The following is a 23,272-nucleotide window of genomic DNA, read 5'->3' as shown; positions in this document are numbered from 1 at the left end:
TCATCACGAGCTGACGACCACGGTGTACACCTCAGTGACCGACTCGGTGGCGCCACTGACCGTGCCCTGCACCTTGAACGTCAGCTGGTAGGTACCGGCCTCCTCGAAGGCCCAGTTGGCGTGGTTGTGCGTGGCCACGCCGAAGGACTTGGACTTGTAGGTGGTGATGCTGGTGTTGCTGTCGAACCAGCGGCTGCCGCTGCCCGCGTAGACGCTGAAGTCCTCGGTCGTGGCACCGTTGCGGGTGGCACTGACGAGGCTGTACGTCACCGCGTTGCCCGAGAAGACGCCGGTGGTGAGGTGCTCGGTTGAGATGCCCGGGAACAGCACGCCCCGGGAATTGGCAAGGGCTTCATCCTCGGGCAGCAGCCACACCTGGCTGCCCGAACCGAGGAAGCTGTAACCGGGGTTGGTGACCTTGGCGGCCGCCGGCACGGAGAACGTGACATCCGCCGGCTCGTACTCGACATCGTTCACTTCGTCGTGGACGTGCAGGTGCAGATCGGCGCCGTCCCACTCGGCGTCGAGCACGTCCACGTGACCACTGCCGAGCGTCGTCGCGGCGGTAGCCGGGGTAGCGGCGAGGCCCGCCACGGCGAGAGCCGCGGCCAGCGAGCCGGAGACGGTCAGAGTGCGCCCAAAGGTACGCATGATGGATCCCCCTATGTCAGAAAGTGCACGAACTTGAACGTGCACGAGCAAGCAACACGATAATCATTTTCATGAAGGGTTGGCAATGGTTCCGTGTGATCCACGCCCAGAAGCTCGCCTCGACGCCCCCGCCTCAGTCGCCCAACGAGATGAGCGCCGCGAGCCACCGGCCTCTGAGTGAGCCGGTTCTCGACGCGCCGCCGGTAGAGCCGAGTTGGCGACCCCCGAACCCTCCGACACGGCATGGGGGCTGGGCCCGTCCGCCGACGGGCCCAGCCCCCACGAGGCGTTCAGCAGTCGCGGAACTCGGACGACTGATTGAGAATCTGCGAGCGCGACGAGGTGGCCCGCGACGAGCGTGTAGGCGTACGGCAGAGAAGTACGCACGGTTTCCACGAAGTCCTCGTCGCGGACCTCACCGTGTTCGGCTTCGGAGAGACGTCGAGCGACATGGTGCCAAGCGTCCCGTCGTTCGGTGATTCATGACGGTACGAAGGGAAGCGGGTCGGGCGTTCACATCGCGGGCGTCAGCGCGGCAGGGCCATGCCGGAATCCGATATCGACCTGCGCGGCGAGGTCGATACCGGTGGCCTGGTTGGCCCAGGCGGTGGCGTTGCGCAGATGGAATTCGACTGCCTGCCGCCGGCAGTAGGCCAGCAGGTCGTCGCCGACGTGTTCCCGCAGGAAGAGCAGGTCGTCCTCGCCGGTGACCTTGTTGCCGACGGCGACCATCAGACCCGGCCCACACCCTCGCTGAGAACCCCACGGGCGGTCAGGTGCTGGACCTGCCGCGAGAGACCGTCCGCGCGCGCCAGGGCGTCATGGTCACCACCGGATGCCTGGGCGGCCTCCCGCACCGCCACCGCACCGTCGGCCCGCGCCCTTGGGGCATGCGGGCCGAGGTGCCGCTGTCAGTGGACGCCGGTCACCAGGACGACTTGGTCACTCCGGGCAGAAACCCGGCGTGCGCCTGTGCCCGCATCCGGACGCGGGAGAGCCCGAACTTCCGCAGGTGACCGCGCGGACGGCCATCCACACTGTCACGGTTTCGCACTCGGGTCGCGCTCGCGTCGCGGGGCTGACGCCGCAACTCGTCCACGGCTGCGCGCCGTTCCACCTCCGTGGCGGTCGGCTTGCGCAGGATCTCCTTCAACTCGGCTCGCCTGACCGCATACCGCTCGACGGTCGCCTTGCGCTTCTCGTTCTGCGCGATCTTGCTCTTCTTCGCCATCAGACCTTCACTCCTCGGGCCCTGACGCGGGCCACGGCGGCTCCGACGCCGATCACGTCGATCGTCTTGATCCCCTTGGCGCTGAGGGTCAGACGGATGTACCGGCCCTCGCTCGGCAGCCAGTACCGCTTGCGCTGGATGTTCGGGTCGAAGCGGCGAGAAGTGCGCCGGTGCGAGTGGGAGATGTTGTTGCCGAAGCCCGGCTTGGCGCCGGTCAGCTGGCAGTGGGCGGACACGGAAGTCACCTGCTCTCTCTGGACGGGTATCTATTGGAAATGGAAATCATTGCCATATACTAGCCTCATGGCTCGCAACGAACTGCGCCCGATCATCAAGCTGCGCTCCACCGCGGGGACCGGCTTCACCTACGTCACCCGCAAGAACCGCCGTAACGATCCCGACCGCATGGTGCTGCGCAAGTACGACCCGGTCGCACGCCGGCACGTCGACTTCCGCGAAGAGCGCTGACCCCCGAACCCGCCCTGAAGGACACCGTCATGAAGCCCGGAATCCACCCCGCCTACGGCCCCGTCGTATTCCGCGACAAGGCGGCCGACTTCGCGTTCCTCACTCGGTCGACCGCCACCAGCGACAAAACGGTCGAGTGGGAGGACGGCAACACCTACCCCGTTGTCGACGTCGAGATCTCCTCCATGAGCCATCCCTTCTACACCGGCACCGCACGCGTCCTGGACACCGCGGGACGCGTAGAGCGATTCGAACGCCGCTACGCCCGCCACGAGGCGCGGTAATGGCGGACACGCGCAAGCTGCCCGTCGTCATCGTCGGTGGGCTCCACTCCGGCGCCCGCGAACACGTCGTCGACCGCCTTCTGCACGCCGTGCCCGGGAGCGTCGCCCTCCACCACGATCTCGCCACGGCAGCCGGCGGCACGGTGCGTCGCAGCATCCGGGATGCCTCGGGCGAGCTGTCCCGCGGCGATGCCCCCCTCGTCAATGACTGCGCCTGCTGCGCGCTGCGCGAAGACCTGGTCCCCGAGCTCGAGCGACTGGCCGACGGCGGTCTGACCCCACTCGCGATCGTCGAGCTCTGGGATTCCGTCGAGCCCAAGGCGATGGCCGAAGTCGTCGTCACTCACGGAGCCGGCACCCTCGACCTCACCAACGTCATCACCGCCGTCGATTCCGCTCTCGTGCTGCCCTACCTGGCAAACGGGGACGACCTGGCCGAGGTGGGCCTGGCAGCCGCCGCCACCGACCAGCGAACCGTCGGTGACACCTGGGCCCGGCAATTGGAGTACGCGCCCGTACTCGCTCTCGTCGACAGCGAAGAAGCCGACGACGAGGACCGCGCTCTCCTCGCCCAGCTCCACCCCACCGCACGCCAGGCGTCCGCCGGATCAGGCGAACTCGCCCAACTGGCCTTCGCCGGCTTCGACGTGGAAACGGCAGCTGCCGCCCAACACCCGGCCTGCGCCCTGCTCCCCCAGGAAGCAGACGAAGCGGGAGTCGCCACCCTCGTCTGGCACCGCCGCCGTCCCTTCCACCCCGAGCGCCTCTATCAGGCGCTGGAAGACCTGTGCTGCGCGGCCGCACGCAGCCGCGGCCGGTTCTGGCTCGCCGACCGCCCCGACACCCTGCTGGCCTGGGGCGCCGCCGGCGGCGCCCTGTGCGTGGAAAGCGCAGGCCCGTGGCTGGCCTCTCTGCCCGATGCCGCTTGGGAGATGGTGCCGCCGATACGCCGGGCCGCTGCCGCACTGGACTGGCACCCCGAACATGGCGACCGCTGCCAGCATCTCGTCTTCACCTCCCCCGGGCTCGACCGGGAGGGGCTGGAACGACTTCTCGAATCCTGCCTTCTGACCGACGCCGAGTACGCCTCGGGCCGCGAGGCGTGGCAGCGGCTCCCTGCCGCCTTCGACTCACTCCTCGACCCCGTCTCCTGAAGACCCGGAACCGAGAACCCGCTCCTACTCGATCATCTGCAAGGAACCCTCATGGCTACTCGTCAGAACCCTGGCAAGCCCCTGAAATCCCGCCCCAATCCCCTGTACGCGGCAGGGATCACATACATCGACTACAAGAACACCGACCTGCTGCGGAAGTTCATCTCCGACCGGGGAAAGATCCGTAGCCGCCGCGTCACCCGGGTCACAGCCCAGCAGCAGCGACAGATCGCCGCCGCGATCAAGAACGCCCGGGAAATGGCGCTCCTGCCGTACTCCAGTCGTTGAGCCCGGCACGCTCCTCCCTTGAAACCACGCCACGCACGCCCCACCTCGACCAAGTTGAGAATGGGATCCATTTCCATATACCGTCTGCTGCTCACCCACCGAGGAGATACGTCATGGCTGTTCCGAAGCGGAAGATGTCCCGCAGCAACACCCGCCACCGCCGCGCGCAGTGGAAGGCCACAACGCCCCAACTGGTACCCGTCACCATTGACGGCGCGGTGTACCGAGTGCCCCAGCGACTGGCCAAGGCGTACGAACGCGGCCTCCTGCGTCCCGAGGGCTGAAGGCCATGACGCACGGCCGACTGCCCGTCACTGTCCTGTCCGGGTTTCTCGGCGCGGGCAAGACCACTCTGCTGAACCATGTGCTGAGCAACCGTGAGGGCCTGCGCGTCGCGGTGATCGTCAACGACATGAGCGAGATCAATATCGATGCCGCGTTGGTACGGGGCGGTGAGGCCGCCCTGTCGCGCACCGAGGAACGGCTGGTCGAGATGACCAACGGGTGCATCTGCTGCACCCTGCGGGACGACTTGCTGGAGGAGGTCGACCGGCTGGCCCGCGAGGACCGGTTCGACTATCTCCTCATCGAGTCCAGTGGCATCTCCGAGCCCATGCCGGTCGCGGCCACCTTCGCCTTTCCCCGTGACGACGGCGCGACACTCGGCGATCTCGCGCGACTCGACACCATGGTCACCGTTGTCGACGCCGCGAACTTTCTCCCGGAGCTCGTGGGCGGAGACGGTTTGGCCGAACGTGGCCTCGACCAGTACGAAGACGACGAGCGCACGGTCAGCGACCTGTTGATGGACCAGGTCGAGTTCGCGGATGTCATCGTGCTCAACAAGCTCGACCTCATCGACGCGGAGCACGCCGATCGGCTCCGGGCGGCCCTTTCCCGCCTCAACCCGGTCGCCAGAATCGTGCCCGCGACCCGTGGCCGCGTCGAGCCGCGCGAGGTCCTCGGCACGTTCCTGTTCGACCTGGAACGCGCCGAACAGGCGCCGGGGTGGGTCATGGAGCTCAACGGCGACCATGTCCCGGAGACCGAGGAGTACGGCATCTCTTCCATGGTCTTCCGATCCGAACTTCCCTTCCACTCGGGCCGGTTGTGGACTTTCGTCACCGAGGGCCTCGACAGCGGAGAATTCGGACAGATCCTGCGCTCCAAAGGTTTCTTCTGGCTGGCCGGTCGCCCCAACGTGACCGGCCTGTGGTCGCAGGCCGGCACCGTCGCCCGCTTCGAACCCTCCGGTGCCCGCGACGCGGACAACGCTCAGGGCCAGGAGCTGGTCTTCATCGGCACCGGACTGCGCGGCGACGCTCTGCGCGCCGCCCTGGCCGACTGCCTCATGGCTGAAGAGGAGACCGCACCGGGCGACGACCCGTTTCCGGTCTGGGACACGTTCGGCATCGACGATGCCTGTGAGCAGGAACATCCCACGTCGGTGCCAGTGCACCGGGTCTGACGGCGCATGGAGCAAGGAGCCCCTACCGGGACCGAGCGCCCTCTCTCAGCCGGGGCCGAACTGCACGTCGGCACCTGCGTGCCGTGCGTCACCGCCGTACATACGACTCAGAAGCCCGGGGAAGGTATGCGTCCGAACAGTCACGAGCAGGTGGTCACCATGGCCGACCGAGGAGACTGGTTGAGCCCCTTACCCTTGTACCTCGAACCGCGTGTCGAGCCGCGCATGGTCGACCTGTTACAGGAGGAGGGTTTCCTTCGCACGCTGGTGGACGCGCTCGGTTCGCCGTTGAACGTGCTGCTGCCCGATCAGGTCGCGGACAACGTTGCCAGGTTCCGTTCCGTATACCGCAAGCACCGTCTGAGCGGCGCGATCTTCTTCGCCCACAAGGCCAACCGTTCGAGCGCTCTGCTGCGCAGGCTCGCCGCCACGGAGGCGTCGGCCGACGTCGCGTCGCTGGGAGAGTTGCAGCACGCCCTCGGTGCCGGCTTCACACCGGACCGGATCATGGCGACCGGTCCCAAGGATCTGCCTTTTCTCTGGCTTGCCGCCCGGACGGGAGTGGCCGTTCATGTCGACAGCCGGGCGGAGTTGGAGCGGCTGGCCTCCGTTGTCCGTTCGTCCTCACTCCCGCCGGTTCGGATCGTGCTGCGGCTGTCCGCGTTCGACACCTATGGCGCGAAGGTACTGAGCCGGACCAGCCGTTTCGGCTCGCCTGTGAGCGAGCTCGACAGCGTCCTCGGAGCGGTCGTCGAGTGCGGCTCGGCGGTGAAGCTGGCCGGGGTGGGTTTTCATCTGGACACAACCAATGTCGCGGAAAAAGCTCTCGCGCTGGAAGGCAGCCTCACAGCGATGGACGTGCTGCGCGAGCGCGGATTCCGACCTCGGACCGTGGACATCGGCGGCGGGTTCGGCGTCAACTACCTGGCGCACCACGAGCAGTGGGAGCGATACACCACCGAACTGACCATGGCGGTCCTGGGCCGGCGGTCTGCCTTGTCCTGGCGCGGCCACGGCTACGGCTTGCGCAACGAGAACGGCACACTGCGCGGTGCACTCGGCCTCTACCCGGCCTACCGCCCCGTTGCGGGCGAACAGTACCTGGACGAGATCCTTTCGAGCCCCGCCGGCTCGGATGCCGGAAGCACGCTGTCCTCCTCGCTCCTGGAGAATCTGTACGACCTCAGCACTGAGCCCGGCAGGGCCCTCGTCGACCAGTGCGGAGTGGTCGTGGCGCGCGTACTGGAAGTACGGCGTACCGACGACGGGCCGCCTCTCGTCCGGCTGGCGGCCAAAGCGGACGACATCGGTCTGGAGGATCACGGGATATTCATGGATCCGGTGATCCTCGGCCATGACACGGCTCGTGACAGCGAGGGCGTAGGGGTGTTCCTGTCCGGCAGCCTTTGCCTGGAAGGGGATCTCATCTCACGCAGGCTGATGTTTCTTCCCCGTCTGCCGAGACCCGGCGATCTGCTCGCCTTCGTGAACACCGCGGGATACTGCATGGATTTTCAGACCAGCCGGGCTCAGCACCTGCCCGCCGCGGAGAAGGTGGCCGTCTGGCAGGACGACGGTTCCTGGCGATGGAGCCTGGATGAACAGTACTGGCCGACGGCAGGTCTGGGGGGAACGCAGTGAGGTACGACGGCATCACCGCGGCGATCGGGGACACCCCGCTGGTCCGCATAGAACCCGCGGTCCATGGGCTGCATCACATCGATGTGTACGCCAAGTTGGAGATGCTGAACCCCTTCGGGTCGGTGAAGGACCGGGCGGCGTGGAACATGGTGCAGCCCGGGCTGGAGTCCGCGGTCGAACAGCGCAGTCAGATCGTGGAGCTCTCCAGCGGGAACACGGCCAAGGCGCTGTCGGTGATCGCCGGCATGTACGGGCTGTCCTTCAAGAGCGTCACAAACCGTATGCGGGTTCCGGAGGTGAGGGACCTGCTCCTCCTGCTGGGGGCCGAGATCGAAGAGCTCCCGGGCCGCAGCGAGTGCCTCGACCCCACCGACACCGAGGATCCGTTGACCCTCTTCCACCGTGCCCTGTCCGACCCGGACAGCACGTACCTGCACACGGACCAGTACTACAACGAGAGCAACACGCTGGCACATGAGCTGGGCACCGGCCCGGAGATCCTGGCCGACCTCGACGGCCGGGCACCGGACTGGTTCATCGCCTGTGTGGGCACGGCCGGCTCTTCCACCGGGATAGCCAGGGCGTTGCGTGCAGCTGATCCCAAGGTCCACGTCGCGGGGCTGGTCGCGCACAAATCGGATTTCATTCCGGGCATCCGGACCATCGACGAGGTGCACGAGGTGGGACTCTTCGACCCCGCCACGTACGACAGCATGGCGTCCGTCTCCGCCGACGAGGCCATCGAGGGGATGCTCACCCTGAACCGCCGGTGCGGCATCCTCGCGGGCCCTACTGGAGGCGCCGCCTTCCACGGCGCGGTCCGTCATCTCCAGACGGTCGACACTCCGACGGCGGACGGCGAGCGGCGGACCGCGGTGTTCATCGTCTGCGACCGGGTCGAGAGCTACCTCAGCTACGTCAAACAGCGCCGGCCGGACCTGTTCGGTCTGAAGGAACGCAAGAACTCCCTGCGGGACGTCTCCGAGGCGGAGCTGGGCGCGGTCGTTTCTGTTCCGGCCCACGAGGCCGAGGCATGGATCCGCGCGTCACAGCCGCTCATCATCGACCTGCGGAGCGCGTCCGCGTACACCGCGCTGCACATCGAGGACTCGATCAACATCGCTGACGAACTGTTCGGGGAACTCGTCCGCGGCGGCCTCCCGTTCAGCCGGCGCCGGCCTGTGCTGCTGGCCTGCCCGGTCGGCGACCGGTCCGCACGATTCGCGGCTCTGCTGACCCGGATGGGACATTCCGAAGTTCGGAGTCTGGACGGCGGCATCATCGCCTGGCGTGACGCCGGCGCACCGCTGGTGAGGGACTGACGCCGATGCCCTCAGCCATACCACCCACCCACGCTGCCGACTTCCCCGAGGCGTTACGCGACTGGCAGCGCTCCCTGCGGGAGCAATTCCCGATCCTCACCGGCCACCCCGGCCTGGTCTATCTCGACAGTGCGGCGACGGCACAGAAGCCGCAGGCCGTGCTCGACGCCGTCCACACGTATCTGACGACGGCGAACGCCAACGCCGGGCGTGGCACCTACCCCTGGGCGAACGCCTCGACCACCCTGGTCGAACGGACCAAGGAACAGGTCAAAACCTTCTTCGACGACCCTGCGCCCGATCGGTCCACCGTCCACTTCACCAGCGGTACCACCGAGGGGCTGCGCACCGTCGCGCGCGACTGGCTCGTCGGAGCGCTGCGGGAGGGGGACGAGATCATCGTGCCGTTCGCCGACCACCAGGCCAACGTCGCCCCCTGGACGGAGGCCGCAGATCTCCTGCTCTCCCGAGGAGTGCGGGTCACGGTACGCGGTATGCCGTACCAGGCGTCGTCGGGTGACTACGACATGCGGGCACTCGCCTCCATGGTCGGCCCGCAGACGCGCTTCGTCGCGGCGACCCATGTCCATCACGTCTACGGCGCGGACATGAACGTCCCTCGCATCCGTGCGGCGGTCGGGCCGGACATCCCCATCTGTCTCGACGCGGCCCAGAGTGTCGGACATCTCCCGGTGTCCGTCCGAGACCTCGATGTCGACTTCGTGGCCTTCTCCGGCCACAAGGCCATGGCACTACCGGGGTCCGGCGCCGTGTGGGCCCGTCAGAGCCGGGGCCCGCGGTTTTCTCCGGGAGGGTGGATCGGAACGCCCAACACCACCGGCATAGTCAGCCTGTCAGCTGCCCTGGACTGGCTCGACGAGGCGGGCACGGATCGTATCGAGCGATGGACAACAGCCCTCGCGCTCCGGCTGACCGACGGACTGCGACACCTGCCCGCCTATCAAGTGCTGGGCTGCCAGACCAGCCTGGCCCTGAACTCCCGGGTTCAGCACCGCTGCGGCATCGTGACGATCCGTCATCACGGGATCGAGGCGGCCGACTTGGGGTTCATCCTCTACAGTCACGGGTTCATGGTGCGTACGGACGGACACTGCCAGGGCGAGGCAGGCGAGCGCACGAGTTCCCTACGGGTCAGCACCCACCTCTACAACACTCCCGACGAGATCGACCGACTGCTCGCCGTGCTCGGTTCCCTGGAGTGAACAGCACCGGCCCCGGTCACTCCTGAGCGTGCCGGATGGCGTCCAGGACGAGATGGGCCACATGGTCGTCAGTCAGTGAGTACTCGACCTCCCGGGCCTGGCGGCGGGCCGAGACAATGCGGGTGGCACGCAGCACCCGCAGGTGCTGAGAGACAAGTGGCTGACTCACGCCGAGCGCGGCGACAAGTTCGTGAACGGGCTTGCTGCCGCCGGCCAGTTCCCTGACTATCCCGAGCCGCACCGGCGAGGCCAGGGCCCGCAACAGCTCACTGGCCGCGTGCAGGCCCTGGTCCCGCTCGCCGCCAGAGTCGCTACTGGGATTCATTACCACATGCTGACATTAGCATGTCAGCATTCACCCTCGCCCGGGCCGACGTTCAGTGATCGTCCCAGTGACCTTCATGCGCCGCGTGCCGGTGGCCGTCATGCACGTAATCGGTGTGATCGCCGTGCGGCACGGCCACATGACCACAGTCGACACCGTGCGCGTGCGCGTGCCCCTCGTGCATGGCGTGCCCACCCGTGGAGCACTCGTCCGCGTGCCCTTCGTGCAGGGTGTGGATGTGCCCGTCATGGGCGTAGTCGACGTGGTCACGGTGCGGCAGCGCCACGTGTCCGCAACCCTCCCCGTGCACGTGGGGGTGGTCTTCGTGGATGCGGTGACTGGCGCCAGCCGTCATAGGTCTCTCCCGATCGATCGGTGCGGGCCGGGCCGTCAGGTCGACAGCGCGAGTTGTTACATTGCAATATCAGCATATGCGAACTTCGCTATATAACTACTCTCACACGGCTGCGCCGCCGCACGCACATGCACTCCGCCATACAAGACGGCGCTTAATGGATATGATTTCCAAGAACTGCGGATCCGGTGGCCGCCGGAGCATCCTGCCGCAGGTGGGAGCCGTATCGCCCAGGGGGACGCGGCAACCGGGCAAGCACATCAGGAAGCTGAGGAATCGGGATCACATGGGCATGAGTCTGCCAACGGCCGCACGGTGGGTTGACCGCTGGGAACAGCAGCAGCAGCGGTACGCGGTAGACCGCGAGGAACGCTTCACCGTCATCGCCGACGTCGTCGAGCACGTGACCACCGGCCGCCTCAACCCTCGCATTCTGGACCTCGGCTGCGGCCCCGGATCGCTGCCCGCACGGCTGTCGAAACGGCTGCCGCACGCGGAAATCGTCGCCGTGGACATGGATCCCCTCCTCCTCGAACTGGCCCGCACCCGCCACCCCGACGCCGCCCGCTACATCGAGACGACCATCGGCACCACAGGATGGATCGCCGGTCTCCAACTCTCGGGCCCGCTGGACGCCGTGGTCTCCACCACGGCGCTCCACTACCTGCCGGAAGACATCCTGCGGCGCACCTACGCGGAACTCACTCCGCTGCTGCGCGACGGGGGCGTCCTCATCAACGCCGACCACCTCTCCCAGGACGGCGGCGCCACCACCGCCGAGATCACCGCCCACGTCGGACACCGGCGCGCCGAACGACAGCAGGCGTACGCACATGAGGACTGGGAATCCTGGTGGACCGCCATCGAGCAGGAACCCGAACTGGCCGAGCTGCTGGCCGTACGACGTCAACGCGGCGTGGCACACGCCAACGGCTGCGCACTCACCGTCACCCGTCACCTCCAGCTCCTCCGAGAGGCGGGCTTCGCCCAGGCCGGCTCCGTCTGGCAGATCGGCAACAGCTGCGTCATCGTCGCCATCCAGGAGCGGCCGACCAACGGACAGGCACAGCCGACAGCACGCCGTACGAGGCGTTCCGCGACAGGACAACCCGGCAACGGGAGGCCATGAGCGCCGGCGCTGAACGCCGCGCACCACAAGTAGGGTCACCGAGGGTGGGTTCGGCCCAAGCCCGCCATCCGACGGGCGCGGGGCGTGCGTCGGCGTCCTGAACGAGTGGCGGCAACATCATCGAGACCGGCACCGACTCCTACCGTCTGGCCGTCTGGCTGCCACCCGCGCCCGCGCGTCTCCAGTTCATTCTTGAGGAGCAGCACCCCGGTGCCGACGCTCATCGCCGCGGCCCCCGCCGCCACACCGGCCGGTCGACCGGTGGCGAACGCGGCCATGCCAACGGCCATACAGGAGAAGCCGATCTCCATCGCCACCGAGTGCGACCTCCGTCCGACCCATCGCGCCGCGAGGGGCTGCCGCCCAGGCGCACCTCGCGGCCTTCGGTGATGTCCTCTACGACACGGCCCTGGCTCTCTACCGAGCAGCAGCCGGGAAGACCTCCACGCAGCGGCGCGGGCGTACAACCGGGCCAGGCGCTCCGCGATCCGCGCCGACCACCAGCGGGCTGCCGCCCTGCGCTCGGCGGCCCGAGAGCTTCTCAGCAGCAATACCAGCACCGACGGAGCCGTGGTAATCGACCTGCTCGTCGCCGCGATCTACTTCACCGTGGAGGCAGGGCGCTGGCACGAGAAACGAGTCCACGAGCAGCAAGCCGCAGCCGCAGCCGCCGAGCAAACGCTGGTGCACCTCCGCGTCGCCTACGCCGCCACGGCCCAGCCGGCGCTCACCGACCTCGCCCGGCGGGCCCCGCGCCAGCAGAACAGCGACCGGTACGCAGCGGCTGTACGACAGGCCCTCCCCGAACACGCCGAGCGCATGCTCACTGCCCCCGCCCGGCCCGCCCTCACCACCGTCCTCGCCCAGGCCGAAACCGCTGGGCACCGCCCACTCGGCAGCCGAAGTCCTCACATGGCGTATCGCCAACCAGCCGGACAAGCGATCAAGCGCCGCTCCGGCCCGGAGCGGAAACGCCAACCGAGCCACCACACCCGCTGCAGCCACGGCGCCCCGCGTGGACGAAGTGAACCGTCGCCATCGCCGATAGCACCACAAGCCGGCGGGCCCACACCGAGGAACGCGGTCTCAACGGGGAGTCCGAGCCAAGGCGGCTTCGGCCGGATCACGCGAGTACCGGCCGGAAGTCATCGACAGGGCAGACGACTTCTCGTCCAAGTGACATTCTGGGAGCTGCACAGAGGCGAAAGGGAGTTGGCTCATGCGGTGGACGGTTCATGGCGAGCGCCAGATTTACAACAACCCGTGGGTCAATCTCTGGCTCGTGGATGTCCAGCAGCCGGACGGCCGGCGGTGGGAGCATCATGTGGTCCGGATGCGGCATCTCGCCGTCGCCGCCGTGGTGGACGAGCGGAAGCGGGTGCTGATGATGTGGCGCCACCGGTTCATCACGGACACCTGGGGCTGGGAACTGCCGATGGGCCTGATCGAGGCCGACGAGACCCCGGAGCAGGCGGCGGCTCGTGAGGTGGAGGAGGAGACCGGCTGGCGGGTGGAGGGCCTGAAGCCCCTGGTGTACGCGCAGCCGGCCAATGGCATCACCGACTCGGAACATCACGTCTTCCGCGCTGAGGCTGCCACCTATGCGGGCCCGCCGACGGAACTGAACGAGTCGGACCGCATCGAGTGGATCCCGATGTCCGAGATTCGCGGCATGATCGACCGTCGCGAGGTGGTCAGCAGCGGCAGCCTGGTCGGCCTGCTGTACCTCCTGCTGGACGAGGCCACCAGCGCCACCAGCTAGGACTTGTCCGGCCGAGCATGTGACGTCTGGCTTTGCTTGGTCACGCGCTCGGAGCGGTGGTCGCGCTGGCGGTCAGTCGAAGATGGTCAATGTCTCCAGAGTGCACCACTTCGACCTCGGTAGCAGAGTCGTCTTCGAAGCGCAGAGTGAAGTACGGACTGGCCTCGATGAGCAGTTGTACGTCTTCACGCGCGTCGCGGTCGAGGGGCGGTGATGCGGCGGCGTCCCATGTGCCGCTGCCGACCGTGGGGACGATCCTGACAGAGATGTGCGCCAGGCAGGTTGAACGGTTGGCCCACCACTCCAAACGCGCTGTGCCCTCGTAACGGTCCATTCTGCGAGGGTACGCAGAGTGGTTGTCTCTCCGGCCGAGCGTCTCGTTGGGCAGGGCATCACGAGCGGGCTGACGACAAATACCGCAGTCCCGTGCGCTTCACCACGTGCGTGGGGCGGCCACTTCCGGCCAGGAGAATCGGTATTCCGCTACGGTGAACTCCCTCTTCGCAAGGGCGAGTTCCTAAGGAAAGAAACCCGATGCCCACTCTGCTCTACTACCCGCTGGTCAGTCCTCCGCAGGAGATTCTCCACCAGGCGCTGTTGTACTGGGACGGCATCGCGTCCGTGGTGCCGGAGTCTCGTGATGTATACGAGGACGCGGTCTCGGACGAGTTGAAGGACCTCAGGGATCGAGGGCTCTATCACCCCGTCACCCTGGGCCCTCAGCACACTCGCCTCCTGGGTGGGCCTGGACACCGACCGAGAGGTGAGTCGTATGAAGTCTTGATTGAGGAGCTCCGCGAGTTGGCCGCTGGGGCACAACGCCCGCGGCTTTCCTTCCTGGACGCCGCCTTCCTCTACCGCTCGAAGGTCGGATACCTCCTGGAGGACGAGATTGTCCGTCTCGGCCTGGGGCAGCGCCTGGACGGAGCGGGCCGCAGAAGTATGGCTGTGCCCAAGGAAGTGCAATTGCTGCTGATCGGCGCTCTGGCACGGGAACTGGCTGCAGAAACCACAGCTCGCGCATACACGCCCTACACCGATCAAAGATTCGCCCACGAGACGTCGCTACGGCTGCCAGCCCTCGGCGACGGCACAGCGGCATGGCGAGTCGAACTCGGCCGGCTTCTGCCCGTCCCTGCGCCAGGTACCCCGACCTCGGAGGTCCTGGAGTTCCGTAACCGGTATGACGGCGAGCGGCAACGACTGATAGACGCCACTCAGACCATGCTCGTCGACCTGCGCCGCAACTGGGAGCACCCTGCCGATGTCCTGCAACGGATGCGGGTGGAGTTGACGCAGGCACACAAGGACTACGAGTCCGTGACGAGGAGCAGCCGCATGGCGTGGGTAAGCAGATCCATCTCGGTCACCGTGGGAGTGGCCGCGGCCGCCGCAGGGGCCCTGATCGTTCCCCATCTGGGCTGGCTTGCCGGGGTAGCCGGCAGTATCGCGTTCAATGTCGCCACCCGTGAAGTCCGCCCGCTGTCCCAGGCGAAGAAGGAGCACCCGTTCAGCTACCTTCACCACGTTGATCGAGAGCTGGCGTAACAAGGTTCAGAGGGTGGGCAGCGTCAGAGCAGCCTGAGGCGTTCGGTGAACTTGCCGGCTGGCGGCGGTAGCTGGTCCGAGACCGCTGAACGAGAGATGCGACAAGCTCACGAACGAGCCGTGAGCGCGTACGTCTTAGGAGGCAGACTCCTACAGCAAACGCGGTTACGTCTTCGAGCTCGGCAGCCGACGGAGGCCCCCCGCTCCGCACCCACCGACCGTGACCCCGGCCACGCGGTCCGCCCTGGCAGCAGCACGGGACGCGCCATGCGCGCCGCGTACCGCGATCCGCTTCACGAGACCTGAGTCGTGCGTGTTCCTCGAGGCGGTGCCGTTCCTCGCGTACTCCACTGCCACGGACTCACCGAACAAGGGAGTCGCGCAGCACATCAAGGACGCGTTCGCCAGCCCGAACAGCACCTATCCCAGCAGCGGCACCCTCAAGAAGTTCCCGGGGGAGTACGACGGAACGTGGGGGAACGAAGGTCTGCACCGGCTGACCGAGAGCCTCCACCTGTCCGTCATGAACACGAACACCGCGCACAAGGATGCGGCCTGCAGCAGTACGGGCGAGTACGCGACCACGGGTCTTCCGTCAATTCTGCGGCCCACCCTGGGACAGGACTGCGATGAGTACCCGTTCCGCTCCACCCTCGAGGGAGCTGCCAGCCCGAACTGGGACTTCTCCGTCCGCGCTGTCGACACCACGCAAAACCAGTCCGCCGGCGGTAGCCTCTCGGGCTTCTACGGAACTGACCGCGTTCTGGCCTGGGATCCCACGCTCCCGTTCCCGGACGACTCGAACGACACCTTCTACGTGCGCGTCACCTAGCCCCGACGCGCCAGGTAGACAAGCTGAAGAGCCGCGCCAACCCTGGCGCGGCTCTTCTGTATCCTGAGGACAGGCACCGTGGACGTACAGTTCATCTACCGCGAATTCGGCATGGCAGCGTTCACCCTCGCCCCCACCACGCCGGAAGATCTCCTCCACCATCTCGGCGTCGCCCAGGCTGCTGCCGTCAGCAACATTCTCTCCGATCTTCACGACGAAGAAGCAGGATTCCTCGCCGCCCGCGCCGTCTCCCCCGATTGGTCCATCGCCATCGAGACCAACGGCGAAACCGGATGGATCGGCTGCACATCACACCTGATGCAGGCACTTTCCGAACGATGCGGAACCGTCTACAGCACCTGCTTCACCGACGAAGACGCACGCCTGCTCATCGCCCGCGACGGCGGCATCCTCTTCGGACTCGACATCCACACGGGCAACCGCTGGGGACATAGCGATGACGAAGCAATCGATGAGCAGCTCGCCCGGGTGGGATTCCACCTGGGCAGCCTCCGCGCCATGGACCCGCGCCTGAAAGACATGAGGACCATCGACAGGACCGACGTAGCTTTCGCCGCGGTATCTGGTCACACGTTGAACAGCTGCCTCGGAGTCACGGGTTGGATCGGCGGCGTCGCCCAACGATAGAAAGCCGGCCTGCTTGTCGCCAGAGAAAATGGTCGGGCCGAGTCATTCGTTGTTGCACGACACGCTACCCGAGCAGCTGATCGCGCCTGGCACCATTTCAAGAATGGGCCTGTCCTATTTAGACCGTGTCCTATGTGGAGACGGCTCGTTGGGCTATGCATGGGGCGGGGTACGTGGAGTTGGTGCCCGGGCCGGTCGCTGCGGGCACAACCTCGCCGGCCGGTATGCGGCCTGCTCACAGGTGGGCGTCCAGGAACTCCCCGAGCGCTGTCCTGGACATCGGACCGCTCCTGTCCGCCATCGGCTCGCCCCGATCGATCAGCACGAAGGAGGGCGCGCCGGTGACGCCGTACCGCCGTACGGGGCCGGGGCACCTTGCGATGTCGGCCCGCACGACGATCAGTCGGCCCTCGTAGGCGTCGGCCACCTCCCGCACCAGGGGATCCATTTCCTTGCATGCTGCCGCGGCCTTGGGCCACACCCCGTGGAAGTACGCGAGCACCGGCACGTCCGCCCTCGCCAGGATGAACTCGAACTCGGCGTCCTCATGTGGTTGATGGACCCTGTTCGCCATCGGCACTCCTTGACGCTCCACTCGATGCGAGGCAGTGGGTGCCTCCTTGTGTCTCCCGACCGCGACGGCCGTACCGCCCGTCAGTGGGCCCTGCGCGCTCGGGCGGCTTTGCGGGCCTCCGCCATCGTGCGCGCCTCCGCGGCCTTGCGGGATTCCTTCGGCGGGCGGCCCGCGCGGGTACCCAGACCCCGGAACGCCGCGTTGCCGGTCTTCGCCCCGTCCTGCACCGGCGGGCGCTTCGCGCCTGTGATGCTGGTCAGCCTCTCCTCGCCGGAGCGAACCTGAGCGACCGTGGGCCGGATCCCGGCATCCGACATCATCCGGTTCACGTCCCGGCGCTGGCCGGGCGTGACCAGCGTGACCACGCTGCCGGACTCCCCGGCACGCGCGGTGCGCCCGCCGCGGTGGAGGTAGTCCTTGGGGTCGGAGGGCGGATCCACGTTGACGACGAGGTCCAGGTTCTCGACGTGGATGCCACGGGCAGCGACGTTGGTGGCCACCAGCACCGTGATCTCCCCGTCCTTGAACTGGGCCAGCGTGTGCGTGCGCTGCGGCTGCGACTTCCCGCTGTGCAGAGCACCCGCCTTTATGCCGCTGCTCCGCAAGTGGCGGGTGAACTGGTCCACACCGTGCTTGGTGTCCAGGAACATCAGCACCCGCCCGTCCCGAGCCGCGATCTCGGTGGCTGTCACGTACTTGTCGGCGGGATGGACGTTCAGTACGTGGTGCTCCATCGTCGCGACCGAGCCCTCCGCCCGGTCGACCGCGGCGAACACCGGCTCACTCAGATATTGCCTGACCAGTTGATCGACGTTGCGGTCGAGCGTCGCGGAGAACAGCATCCGCTGCCCGCCGGGGGGCGTCCGGTCCAGGGTCTCCGAGACCTGCGGCAGGAAACCCATGTCGCACATCTGGTCCGCCTCGTCCAGCACCGCGATCCGCACCCGGTCCAGGTGACAGTCCCGCCGGGCGACGAGATCGGCCAGCCGTCCCGGTGTCGCCACCACGACCTCGGCACCCGCCCGGAGCGCCGCCACCTGCCGGCCGATCGCCAGCCCGCCGACCACAGTCACCGAGCGTAGCCCGAGCGCCTCCGCGTAGGGAGCCAGTGCCTCGCTCACCTGCTGCGCAAGTTCCCTTGTCGGCACCAGGACCAGCGCGAGAGGGCGCTTCGGTTCGGCGCGCCGGCCCGCCGTACGTGCGAGGAGCGCAAGCCCGAAGGCGAGGGTCTTTCCCGAGCCGGTCCGCGCGCGGCCGAGGACATCCCGGCCGGCCAGCGCGCTCGGCAGGGTGGCCGCCTGGATCGGGAATGGCTCCCGTATCCCGAGCCCCGCCAGCACCCCCATCAGCTCGACCGGCAGTTCCAGCTCCGCGAAGGAGCCGGCCGGCGGGAGGCCAGGCGCCAGTGTCCCCGGCACCGAGAGCTCGCCCCGCGGGGCCCTCCCCTCGTCGGACCTGCCGGGTCCGGAGCGACCGGAGGCCGACTGCTTCGCCTTCATTGGGGGTTCCTCGTTTCGGCGCCCTGAACGGACCTGGGCCCGTACCTTGTCCGGCACGGGCCCAGGCTCTCTGCAAGCGTGACCCAACCTTACCAGCGCGGGCCTCGCGCCGGCCGTCCCGCGGCCCGGCCGGGCACCCGCCCCGGGGATCGTCACGCGCTGAAGGCCGGTAAGCCCCTCGACATCCGGGATGCTCTTGCCGAGCGGTACAAGGGTTCCTGCCGTAGGTGGCCGGGCGCTGGACGCGATTGCCCCGCAGCTGGAGACCATGGCGGCACGGTCGGGGCGCGGGCGATCGGGGAGTGCGGGATCGATGTCTCGCGCTTGCACTGATGCATGTCCAGCACGTCCGTGCACGGCGCATACTCGACCGAAGGCCAGGAGGCCGATTTACGAGTGAGAGCGTGATGGGGCCCTGCTGACGTCCCTCGACGTCGCCGCGCCCGTCCCCCACCGATGAATCCGTAGATCACTTCACATCATTCCGGGAGAACCCATGACCGTGAGCAAGAACATCAACAACCCCGTGGGCATGGGCGGCGGCCAGCGCAAGAGGCTGTCCCGCGCCGAACGGCAGAACAACGGTCCGCACCGCAACCTCGACCGCAAGGGTGCCGCCGACCAGAAGGCGGAGCTGGTGCGCAAGATGCGCGAGAAGGCAGGCGCAGCCGAGGGCGCCGGGCAGACGGGCGACGACACCGCACAGAGCTGACGCACCGCTGTCGCAGGGCGGCACCGTACGGGGCAGGGCCAGGGCCTCGACGCACGGTCCGGGCCCCGCTGCCGTACCGGGGTCTGCGGCCGTACCGCACGCGGCCGCTCCCGCTCAGCTCTCGGCCGACCACCAGCGTCTCAGCCGACCACCCGGGGATGGGCGTGCCACTACGTGCCAGTCAGGACGGTGAACAGCGGTCAGCTGGGGCCCGAACGAAGCCACTGCGGCACGCTCCCAGGGACGCGTTTCCCCAGGTCAGAGGCGGGCAGTCCTACGCAGTACTGGGTGATTCCCAAACTCAGAGCGCGAGTTCGATTCCCGTCACCCGCTCCACACAAAAGCCCCAGGTAAGAGACCTGGGCCAACTTTCTCGTCTAGACCTCTCAAAACCCGCGCGCCGTTTCGCGTGTCAGCGGCGAGGGTGTTGCCGGTGTGCCGCAGGTCGTAGAAGCGAAGCTCCTTCGGCATGGCGACCGCGTCACGGGCCGTGGGCCCTTTCCGGCCGAAGGTGGTGCCCGGAGGGCCGCACCCCGCTCCCCCACGAAGACGAGGGCGTCGGGCCCGCCCTGCATGGCCAGTCCTTCGTGGACCCTTCCTGTCTGCCCCAGGCGAAATGGGCCCCGGGACCGCCGTAGGGTTTCAAATTTCGTGTCGGAATCTCACGGCTGGTGCCGGATGGAGGTCGGATCCGACGTGGCGCTGAGACGTGCAGGTCGCGCCCGTACCTCGTTAGCGTTGAAACGCCGACGCCTGGAAGGCCAAGCGGCCACGCCGGGAACAGCCGGTCCGGCCGGCACGGTTGCAACCGAGGAACCGACGCCGCACGGGCGGGGACACGGAGACCACGAGGTCGTCCGCCCCACCAGGATCCGGGCCCCCGGATCGCGGTACGCCCGCCGCGTACTCGGACCAAGACGTAGTTCTGCAGGAGGACTGTTTTTCATGACTGACCGGCCCTTGACGCTCATGGCAGTACACGCCCACCCCGACGACGAAGCCACCGGAACCGGAGGGGTCCTCGCGCGGTACGCGGCGGAAGGCATCCGCACGGTTCTCGTGACGTGTACCGACGGCGGTTGCGGTGACGGACCGGGGGGCGTCAAGCCGGGCGATCCCGGCCACGATCCGGCGGCCGTCGCCTCGATGCGCCGTCAAGAACTCAAGGCGAGCTGTGACGTCCTGAAGGTTAGCGATCTGGAGATGCTGGACTATGCCGACTCCGGGATGACGGGCTGGCCGAGCAACGACGCCCCCGGATCCTTCTGGCAGACCCCCGTGGAGGAAGGCGCAGCCCGACTTGCGGAACTCATGCGGCGCTACCGACCCGATGTGGTCGTCACCTACGACGAGAATGGCTTCTACGGCCACCCCGACCACATCCAGGCCCACCGCATCACGATGGCGGCGCTGGAGATGACCGCGCTGACACCGAAGGTGTACTGGACGACGATGCCCCGATCGATGATGCAGCGGTTCGGGGAGACCATGCTTGAGTTTCAGGAGGACATGCCGGAGCCGGATCCTGCCGAGGCCGCCGCGATGGCCGAGATCGGCCTCCCCGACGACGAGATCACCACGTGGGTGGACACCACCGTGTTCAGCGGTCAGAAGTTCGATGCGCTGGCCGCGCACGCCAGTCAGGGCGAGAACATCTTCTTCCTCAAGATGGGCAGGGAGAGGTTCGGCGAGTTGATGGGCATGGAGACCTTCGTACGTGTCAAGGACGCCACCGGCGCGACCGTACCCGAGAACGATCTCTTCGCCGGACTGCGCTGACCGAAGCCTTGAGCGACCGGCCGCAAACGACCATCACTCCAGGTCAGAGGCCATTATCTGGCCGAAGTTCGGGGTGATTCCCAAGCTCAGAGCGCGAGTTCGATTCTCGTCACTGCTCTATAACGAGGGCCCAGGTCACCGACCCGGGCCCTGTTTGTTGTCTAGACCAGCCGGAGGCCGCCGTGCCCTCCGCGTGCCCTAACTCGAGGGGATCCGCAGGCGGAACGGCCGTCGCCGCACCATCAAGGCGGCGCAGCGACGGCGAATCTCGCATAGCGAGATCCAATTGGTGTGTCCTGTGTCACTTCAGAGCCTGTAGTCGACGGAGCTCTGTGTCATCGAACTACAGACAACTGCGGTCGCTGCACAGCCTTGGAGCTGGCGTCGCTACGTCCGCCGTCCTGAGCCGTCACCACCAGGCCAAAGATGAGATCACTGAGATCAGCGGGCCTCAGCTGGAGGTCACGAGCGACATCGGCCGGCGGTGTGCTTTCAGCCCGTAGAGCGGTGAAGACCTTTCCCAGCACCTGGGACGTCTCGCGGGCCAGTCCGCTCTGCGGTTCCGCCTTGCGGTATCCCAGACGCCCAAGCTCCACGCAGTGCGTGCGGTACTGCCACTCCGTGGTGAGGTTCAACTCACGCAGGCGGTGCGCCAGCGCCATGGCCGCAACCTTCCAACGCCGCTTCGCCTGCAGGATCCAACTGGTGCTCGGGTTGCGGGGGACTCGTGCGAGGACGTCTGCTGCCGGCATCAGCAGAGCCGCCGCAAAGCGATGGGCCTCGCCTTCGGCATGAGGGCCATGGGGTACCTGTTCCTCACCGTGCAGAACGAGGTGGCCCAGCTCGTGGGCTGCATCGAAGCGACCCCGTTCAGCTGTCTTACCCGTGCTCAACAGCACGAAAGGGATACCCCGGTCCCAGAAGGAAAAGGCGTCGACCTCGGGACAGTCGCGCGACAGCGAAAACACACGCACTCCGTGTGCCTCCAAGAGATGGACCACGTTGGCAATGGGAACGACACCCAATCCCCAACGTGCACGGACGAGTTCGGCTGCGCGTTCGGCCGGGCAATCCGCAGAGGTCGCCTCTCCTGGAAATGGAGCCTGCTCGCCGTCACTGAGACGACTGAAGGAAGTCAAAGAAGGCAGGGCTGGGGTTGGCAGCCGGAAGCGGTCCGCGATCCAGTCCTGCAGGATCCGGGCCAGACGCCCACCGCTGAGCGCGATGTCCCTCTGCGAGGCGGTCATCTTGCTCAATGCTCTGAAGCTCGCCGACTCCACAGGCAGGTCTGCGACCTCCTCGGCGCTGAAGAACGACTCCGGAAAATCGAGGGCCTCGGCCAGGGACGTCAGGCTGGGCGGGCTGGGGTGCGCACGGCCGTTCTCGAAGTCCGAGAGCCGCCGGGCGGTGAGTCCAGCCATCTGGGCAAGCCTGGTGACGGTGAGCCCGCGACGCTTGCGCGCCAGAACGAGCCGGGATGCGGTGGTCATGAGAGTGCCAATGGGTTGGGAGTGGGACGTTTCAGCCCAGGCGTTCGATGGGGATATCGATGTCGCCCTCGCCGTCGTCGTCTTGCGGGAAGGGGTTGAAGCCCTCGAAGTCGAGGTAAGGAAAGATGATCCGCTCGTGCCAGCTGTCGATCTTGCCACGGCTGCCAGCGTTGTTCGGCAGCGACAGCTCGTAGTACAGCCTCGTCCCAGTCTGGGTGTTCACATGCTGGTAGAGGAGGAACCAGGTGGGAATGCCACCACCCACATCGTGCTGATCAGGCTCAGCCTCATAGTCTGAGAGCATCAGCTGCCGATTAGTCTCCACCCTGCGGATGACGGCGGAGCCTTTGGCGTAACGCGTGGACGGAATGAGCGCGGCATAGCCAGCACCCTTACTGCCGCTGGAGGCCGTGATGGCGAAGTCGTCTGCAGGCGAGAGGAGAAGCGACACGTTGTTGGGGCTCGCGCTGCGCCATCCTTGGGGGATATACGCCTCACGCAGGAAGCGAATCGTCCGCCCCCAGAAGATGTTGCCCGGCAGCGACACGGGGTCGAGCGGAGTGCAGAAGTTCCGCTCCGCTTCGGCACGCCTCAGCACGTCCTCGATCGTCTCGACCGACAGGCCCAACCCAGTGAGCCTGTCCCGACGGCGAGATTCCCCAACGTGCACGACTGCCATACCCAGCCCCTGACCTCAGAGAGCGATTTCCGGAAATTCTCCCTCACATGAGGGTGGAAATCAAGAAGTATCGCAGGTCAGTGGTCTGTCCAGCGCGCCTGCGACCTGGTTGGAACGGGCACGAGCCCCGCTCCGACCAGCGTGGTCGTGCCTGGCGAGAGACCGCATCCGCTTCGGCTCGTCGCCGCAGCTCGCAGACCCTCGCCTCAA

General features: G+C 67.1%; 27 protein-coding genes and 2 pseudogenes. 16 read left to right on the top strand and 13 right to left on the bottom strand.

The features are described 5' to 3' along the window. Nucleotides 1–3: 3 nt before the first annotated feature. The 5 genes and pseudogenes from ACFVWW_RS10955 to rpmB form a co-directional block, all read right to left on the bottom strand. Complete coding sequence (locus tag ACFVWW_RS10955; RefSeq protein ID WP_386877258.1) at nt 4–651, bottom strand: choice-of-anchor M domain-containing protein; 648 nt, start codon at nt 649–651, stop codon at nt 4–6. A gap of 324 nt (nt 652–975) precedes the next feature. After that, nucleotides 976–1,131 (bottom strand): annotated as a pseudogene (locus ACFVWW_RS10950) (hypothetical protein); the annotation flags it as partial. Between the two features lie 33 nt (nt 1,132–1,164). Further along, nucleotides 1,165–1,383 (bottom strand): annotated as a pseudogene (locus tag ACFVWW_RS10945) (ATP-binding protein); the annotation flags it as partial. A 193-nt stretch (nt 1,384–1,576) separates the two neighbouring features. After that, nucleotides 1,577–1,882, bottom strand: coding sequence for a 30S ribosomal protein S14 (rpsN, locus tag ACFVWW_RS10940; protein WP_384179379.1), 306 nt, complete (start codon nt 1,880–1,882; stop codon nt 1,577–1,579). Next, a complete protein-coding gene (rpmB, locus tag ACFVWW_RS10935) occupies nt 1,882–2,118 on the bottom strand; it encodes a 50S ribosomal protein L28 (protein ID WP_386877391.1) in 237 nt (78 codons plus the stop codon). The genes rpsN and rpmB overlap by 1 nt, the downstream gene beginning before the upstream one ends. Before the next feature lie 67 nt (nt 2,119–2,185). On the opposite strand from rpmB, the gene rpmG reads away from it, so the two are divergent. The 9 genes from rpmG to ACFVWW_RS10890 all read left to right on the top strand — a co-directional run bounded on the left by rpmG (nt 2,186) and on the right by ACFVWW_RS10890 (nt 9,730). Beyond that, nucleotides 2,186–2,350, top strand: coding sequence for a 50S ribosomal protein L33 (gene rpmG / locus ACFVWW_RS10930; protein WP_384179376.1), 165 nt, complete (start codon nt 2,186–2,188; stop codon nt 2,348–2,350). A 29-nt stretch (nt 2,351–2,379) separates the two neighbouring features. Beyond that, entirely contained in the window at nt 2,380–2,634 is a 255-nt protein-coding gene (locus ACFVWW_RS10925) for a type B 50S ribosomal protein L31 (RefSeq protein ID WP_384179374.1), read from the top strand. After that, nucleotides 2,634–3,788, top strand: coding sequence for a CobW family GTP-binding protein (locus ACFVWW_RS10920; RefSeq protein WP_386877257.1), 1,155 nt, complete (start codon nt 2,634–2,636; stop codon nt 3,786–3,788). Before ACFVWW_RS10925 ends, ACFVWW_RS10920 begins: the two co-directional genes overlap by 1 nt. A gap of 51 nt (nt 3,789–3,839) precedes the next feature. Then, on the top strand, nt 3,840–4,076 hold the full coding sequence (gene rpsR, locus ACFVWW_RS10915; RefSeq protein ID WP_384328327.1) for a 30S ribosomal protein S18: 237 nt from the start codon (nt 3,840–3,842) through the stop codon (nt 4,074–4,076). 113 nt (nt 4,077–4,189) lie between these two features. After that, the gene (gene rpmF, locus ACFVWW_RS10910) at nt 4,190–4,360 is read left to right on the top strand and encodes a 50S ribosomal protein L32 (RefSeq protein ID WP_384328330.1); all 171 of its coding nucleotides are present in this window, start codon (nt 4,190–4,192) and stop codon (nt 4,358–4,360) included. Between the two features lie 5 nt (nt 4,361–4,365). Beyond that, complete coding sequence (locus ACFVWW_RS10905) at nt 4,366–5,544, top strand: GTP-binding protein (protein WP_386877256.1); 1,179 nt, start codon at nt 4,366–4,368, stop codon at nt 5,542–5,544. Between the two features lie 159 nt (nt 5,545–5,703). Beyond that, entirely contained in the window at nt 5,704–7,185 is a 1,482-nt protein-coding gene (locus ACFVWW_RS10900; RefSeq protein WP_386877390.1) for a Y4yA family PLP-dependent enzyme, read from the top strand. Further along, complete coding sequence (locus tag ACFVWW_RS10895) at nt 7,182–8,507, top strand: pyridoxal-phosphate dependent enzyme (RefSeq protein WP_386877255.1); 1,326 nt, start codon at nt 7,182–7,184, stop codon at nt 8,505–8,507. Before ACFVWW_RS10900 ends, ACFVWW_RS10895 begins: the two co-directional genes overlap by 4 nt. 5 nt (nt 8,508–8,512) lie before the next feature. Then, nucleotides 8,513–9,730 (top strand): aminotransferase class V-fold PLP-dependent enzyme, encoded by a 1,218-nt coding sequence (locus tag ACFVWW_RS10890; protein WP_386877254.1) that lies wholly within the window; start codon nt 8,513–8,515, stop codon nt 9,728–9,730. Between the two features lie 16 nt (nt 9,731–9,746). Here ACFVWW_RS10890 and ACFVWW_RS10885 read toward each other — a convergent pair whose 3' ends face one another. Further along, nucleotides 9,747–10,055, bottom strand: a complete 309-nt coding sequence (locus ACFVWW_RS10885) for an ArsR/SmtB family transcription factor (RefSeq protein ID WP_384328341.1) — start codon at nt 10,053–10,055, stop codon at nt 9,747–9,749. 52 nt (nt 10,056–10,107) lie between these two features. Continuing rightward, nucleotides 10,108–10,410, bottom strand: coding sequence for a hypothetical protein (locus ACFVWW_RS10880; protein WP_384328343.1), 303 nt, complete (start codon nt 10,408–10,410; stop codon nt 10,108–10,110). A gap of 286 nt (nt 10,411–10,696) precedes the next feature. On the opposite strand from ACFVWW_RS10880, the gene ACFVWW_RS10875 reads away from it, so the two are divergent. Continuing rightward, a complete protein-coding gene (locus tag ACFVWW_RS10875) occupies nt 10,697–11,539 on the top strand; it encodes a class I SAM-dependent methyltransferase (protein WP_384179364.1) in 843 nt (280 codons plus the stop codon). 417 nt (nt 11,540–11,956) lie between these two features. On the opposite strand, the gene ACFVWW_RS10870 is transcribed toward ACFVWW_RS10875, so the two are convergent. Further along, on the bottom strand, nt 11,957–12,517 hold the full coding sequence (locus ACFVWW_RS10870; protein WP_389679487.1) for a hypothetical protein: 561 nt from the start codon (nt 12,515–12,517) through the stop codon (nt 11,957–11,959). 241 nt (nt 12,518–12,758) lie between these two features. Between ACFVWW_RS10870 and ACFVWW_RS10865 the strand changes: the two genes are divergently transcribed. Then, nucleotides 12,759–13,301 carry an NUDIX hydrolase gene (locus tag ACFVWW_RS10865; protein ID WP_386877252.1) on the top strand — a complete coding sequence of 181 codons (543 nt, stop codon included), beginning with the start codon at nt 12,759–12,761 and terminating at the stop codon, nt 13,299–13,301. A 40-nt stretch (nt 13,302–13,341) separates the two neighbouring features. Here the strand turns inward: ACFVWW_RS10865 and ACFVWW_RS10860 are convergent, their stop codons facing one another. Further along, entirely contained in the window at nt 13,342–13,635 is a 294-nt protein-coding gene (locus ACFVWW_RS10860; protein ID WP_386877251.1) for a hypothetical protein, read from the bottom strand. A 200-nt stretch (nt 13,636–13,835) separates the two neighbouring features. Here ACFVWW_RS10860 and ACFVWW_RS10855 point away from each other — a divergent pair, with 200 nt between their 5' ends. The 3 genes from ACFVWW_RS10855 (at nt 13,836) to ACFVWW_RS10845 (ending at nt 16,329) form a co-directional block, all read left to right on the top strand. After that, nucleotides 13,836–14,849 (top strand): DUF6236 family protein, encoded by a 1,014-nt coding sequence (locus ACFVWW_RS10855; RefSeq protein WP_386877250.1) that lies wholly within the window; start codon nt 13,836–13,838, stop codon nt 14,847–14,849. A 313-nt stretch (nt 14,850–15,162) separates the two neighbouring features. Continuing rightward, entirely contained in the window at nt 15,163–15,681 is a 519-nt protein-coding gene (locus ACFVWW_RS10850) for a NucA/NucB deoxyribonuclease domain-containing protein (RefSeq protein WP_384328352.1), read from the top strand. A 78-nt stretch (nt 15,682–15,759) separates the two neighbouring features. Further along, nucleotides 15,760–16,329: a DUF6461 domain-containing protein gene (locus ACFVWW_RS10845; RefSeq protein WP_386877249.1), complete on the top strand. Its 570-nt coding sequence runs from the start codon at nt 15,760–15,762 to the stop codon at nt 16,327–16,329. Between the two features lie 235 nt (nt 16,330–16,564). On the opposite strand, the gene ACFVWW_RS10840 is transcribed toward ACFVWW_RS10845, so the two are convergent. After that, entirely contained in the window at nt 16,565–16,903 is a 339-nt protein-coding gene (locus ACFVWW_RS10840) for a thioredoxin family protein (protein ID WP_386877248.1), read from the bottom strand. An 80-nt stretch (nt 16,904–16,983) separates the two neighbouring features. Further along, complete coding sequence (locus tag ACFVWW_RS10835) at nt 16,984–18,402, bottom strand: DEAD/DEAH box helicase (protein ID WP_386877247.1); 1,419 nt, start codon at nt 18,400–18,402, stop codon at nt 16,984–16,986. A gap of 496 nt (nt 18,403–18,898) precedes the next feature. Between ACFVWW_RS10835 and ACFVWW_RS10830 the strand changes: the two genes are divergently transcribed. Both ACFVWW_RS10830 and ACFVWW_RS10825 read left to right on the top strand, forming a co-directional pair. Next, nucleotides 18,899–19,114, top strand: coding sequence for a DUF6243 family protein (locus ACFVWW_RS10830; protein ID WP_383914100.1), 216 nt, complete (start codon nt 18,899–18,901; stop codon nt 19,112–19,114). A 945-nt stretch (nt 19,115–20,059) separates the two neighbouring features. Next, entirely contained in the window at nt 20,060–20,893 is an 834-nt protein-coding gene (locus ACFVWW_RS10825; protein ID WP_384179346.1) for a PIG-L family deacetylase, read from the top strand. 335 nt (nt 20,894–21,228) lie between these two features. Here ACFVWW_RS10825 and ACFVWW_RS10820 read toward each other — a convergent pair whose 3' ends face one another. Both ACFVWW_RS10820 and ACFVWW_RS10815 read right to left on the bottom strand, forming a co-directional pair. Beyond that, the gene (locus ACFVWW_RS10820) at nt 21,229–22,383 is read right to left on the bottom strand and encodes a helix-turn-helix domain-containing protein (RefSeq protein WP_386877246.1); all 1,155 of its coding nucleotides are present in this window, start codon (nt 22,381–22,383) and stop codon (nt 21,229–21,231) included. 31 nt (nt 22,384–22,414) lie between these two features. Further along, nucleotides 22,415–23,011: a hypothetical protein gene (locus ACFVWW_RS10815; RefSeq protein ID WP_384328363.1), complete on the bottom strand. Its 597-nt coding sequence runs from the start codon at nt 23,009–23,011 to the stop codon at nt 22,415–22,417. Nucleotides 23,012–23,272: the final 261 nt, after the last annotated feature.

This window comes from Streptomyces sp. NPDC058198 (assembly GCF_042882605.1).
Taxonomy (GTDB): Bacteria; Actinomycetota; Actinomycetes; order Streptomycetales; family Streptomycetaceae; genus Streptomyces.
This window is presented reverse-complemented; position numbering and strand designations above follow the sequence as displayed.

Excerpts from the sequence above, each read along its gene's own strand:
- ACFVWW_RS10955 (WP_386877258.1), bottom strand. The coding sequence starts at position 651 with ATGCGTACCTTTGGGCGCACTCTGACCGTCTCCGGCTCGCTGGCCGCG.
- rpsN (WP_384179379.1), bottom strand. The coding sequence starts at position 1,882 with ATGGCGAAGAAGAGCAAGATCGCGCAGAACGAGAAGCGCAAGGCGACC.
- rpmG (WP_384179376.1), top strand. The coding sequence starts at position 2,186 with ATGGCTCGCAACGAACTGCGCCCGATCATCAAGCTGCGCTCCACCGCG.
- ACFVWW_RS10925 (WP_384179374.1), top strand. The coding sequence starts at position 2,380 with ATGAAGCCCGGAATCCACCCCGCCTACGGCCCCGTCGTATTCCGCGAC.
- ACFVWW_RS10920 (WP_386877257.1), top strand. The coding sequence starts at position 2,634 with ATGGCGGACACGCGCAAGCTGCCCGTCGTCATCGTCGGTGGGCTCCAC.
- rpsR (WP_384328327.1), top strand. The coding sequence starts at position 3,840 with ATGGCTACTCGTCAGAACCCTGGCAAGCCCCTGAAATCCCGCCCCAAT.
- rpmF (WP_384328330.1), top strand. The coding sequence starts at position 4,190 with ATGGCTGTTCCGAAGCGGAAGATGTCCCGCAGCAACACCCGCCACCGC.
- ACFVWW_RS10905 (WP_386877256.1), top strand. The coding sequence starts at position 4,366 with ATGACGCACGGCCGACTGCCCGTCACTGTCCTGTCCGGGTTTCTCGGC.
- ACFVWW_RS10900 (WP_386877390.1), top strand. The coding sequence starts at position 5,704 with ATGGCCGACCGAGGAGACTGGTTGAGCCCCTTACCCTTGTACCTCGAA.
- ACFVWW_RS10890 (WP_386877254.1), top strand. The coding sequence starts at position 8,513 with ATGCCCTCAGCCATACCACCCACCCACGCTGCCGACTTCCCCGAGGCG.
- ACFVWW_RS10885 (WP_384328341.1), bottom strand. The coding sequence starts at position 10,055 with ATGAATCCCAGTAGCGACTCTGGCGGCGAGCGGGACCAGGGCCTGCAC.
- ACFVWW_RS10880 (WP_384328343.1), bottom strand. The coding sequence starts at position 10,410 with ATGACGGCTGGCGCCAGTCACCGCATCCACGAAGACCACCCCCACGTG.
- ACFVWW_RS10875 (WP_384179364.1), top strand. The coding sequence starts at position 10,697 with ATGGGCATGAGTCTGCCAACGGCCGCACGGTGGGTTGACCGCTGGGAA.
- ACFVWW_RS10865 (WP_386877252.1), top strand. The coding sequence starts at position 12,759 with ATGCGGTGGACGGTTCATGGCGAGCGCCAGATTTACAACAACCCGTGG.
- ACFVWW_RS10860 (WP_386877251.1), bottom strand. The coding sequence starts at position 13,635 with ATGGACCGTTACGAGGGCACAGCGCGTTTGGAGTGGTGGGCCAACCGT.
- ACFVWW_RS10855 (WP_386877250.1), top strand. The coding sequence starts at position 13,836 with ATGCCCACTCTGCTCTACTACCCGCTGGTCAGTCCTCCGCAGGAGATT.
- ACFVWW_RS10840 (WP_386877248.1), bottom strand. The coding sequence starts at position 16,903 with ATGGCGAACAGGGTCCATCAACCACATGAGGACGCCGAGTTCGAGTTC.
- ACFVWW_RS10835 (WP_386877247.1), bottom strand. The coding sequence starts at position 18,402 with ATGAAGGCGAAGCAGTCGGCCTCCGGTCGCTCCGGACCCGGCAGGTCC.
- ACFVWW_RS10830 (WP_383914100.1), top strand. The coding sequence starts at position 18,899 with ATGACCGTGAGCAAGAACATCAACAACCCCGTGGGCATGGGCGGCGGC.
- ACFVWW_RS10825 (WP_384179346.1), top strand. The coding sequence starts at position 20,060 with ATGACTGACCGGCCCTTGACGCTCATGGCAGTACACGCCCACCCCGAC.
- ACFVWW_RS10820 (WP_386877246.1), bottom strand. The coding sequence starts at position 22,383 with ATGACCACCGCATCCCGGCTCGTTCTGGCGCGCAAGCGTCGCGGGCTC.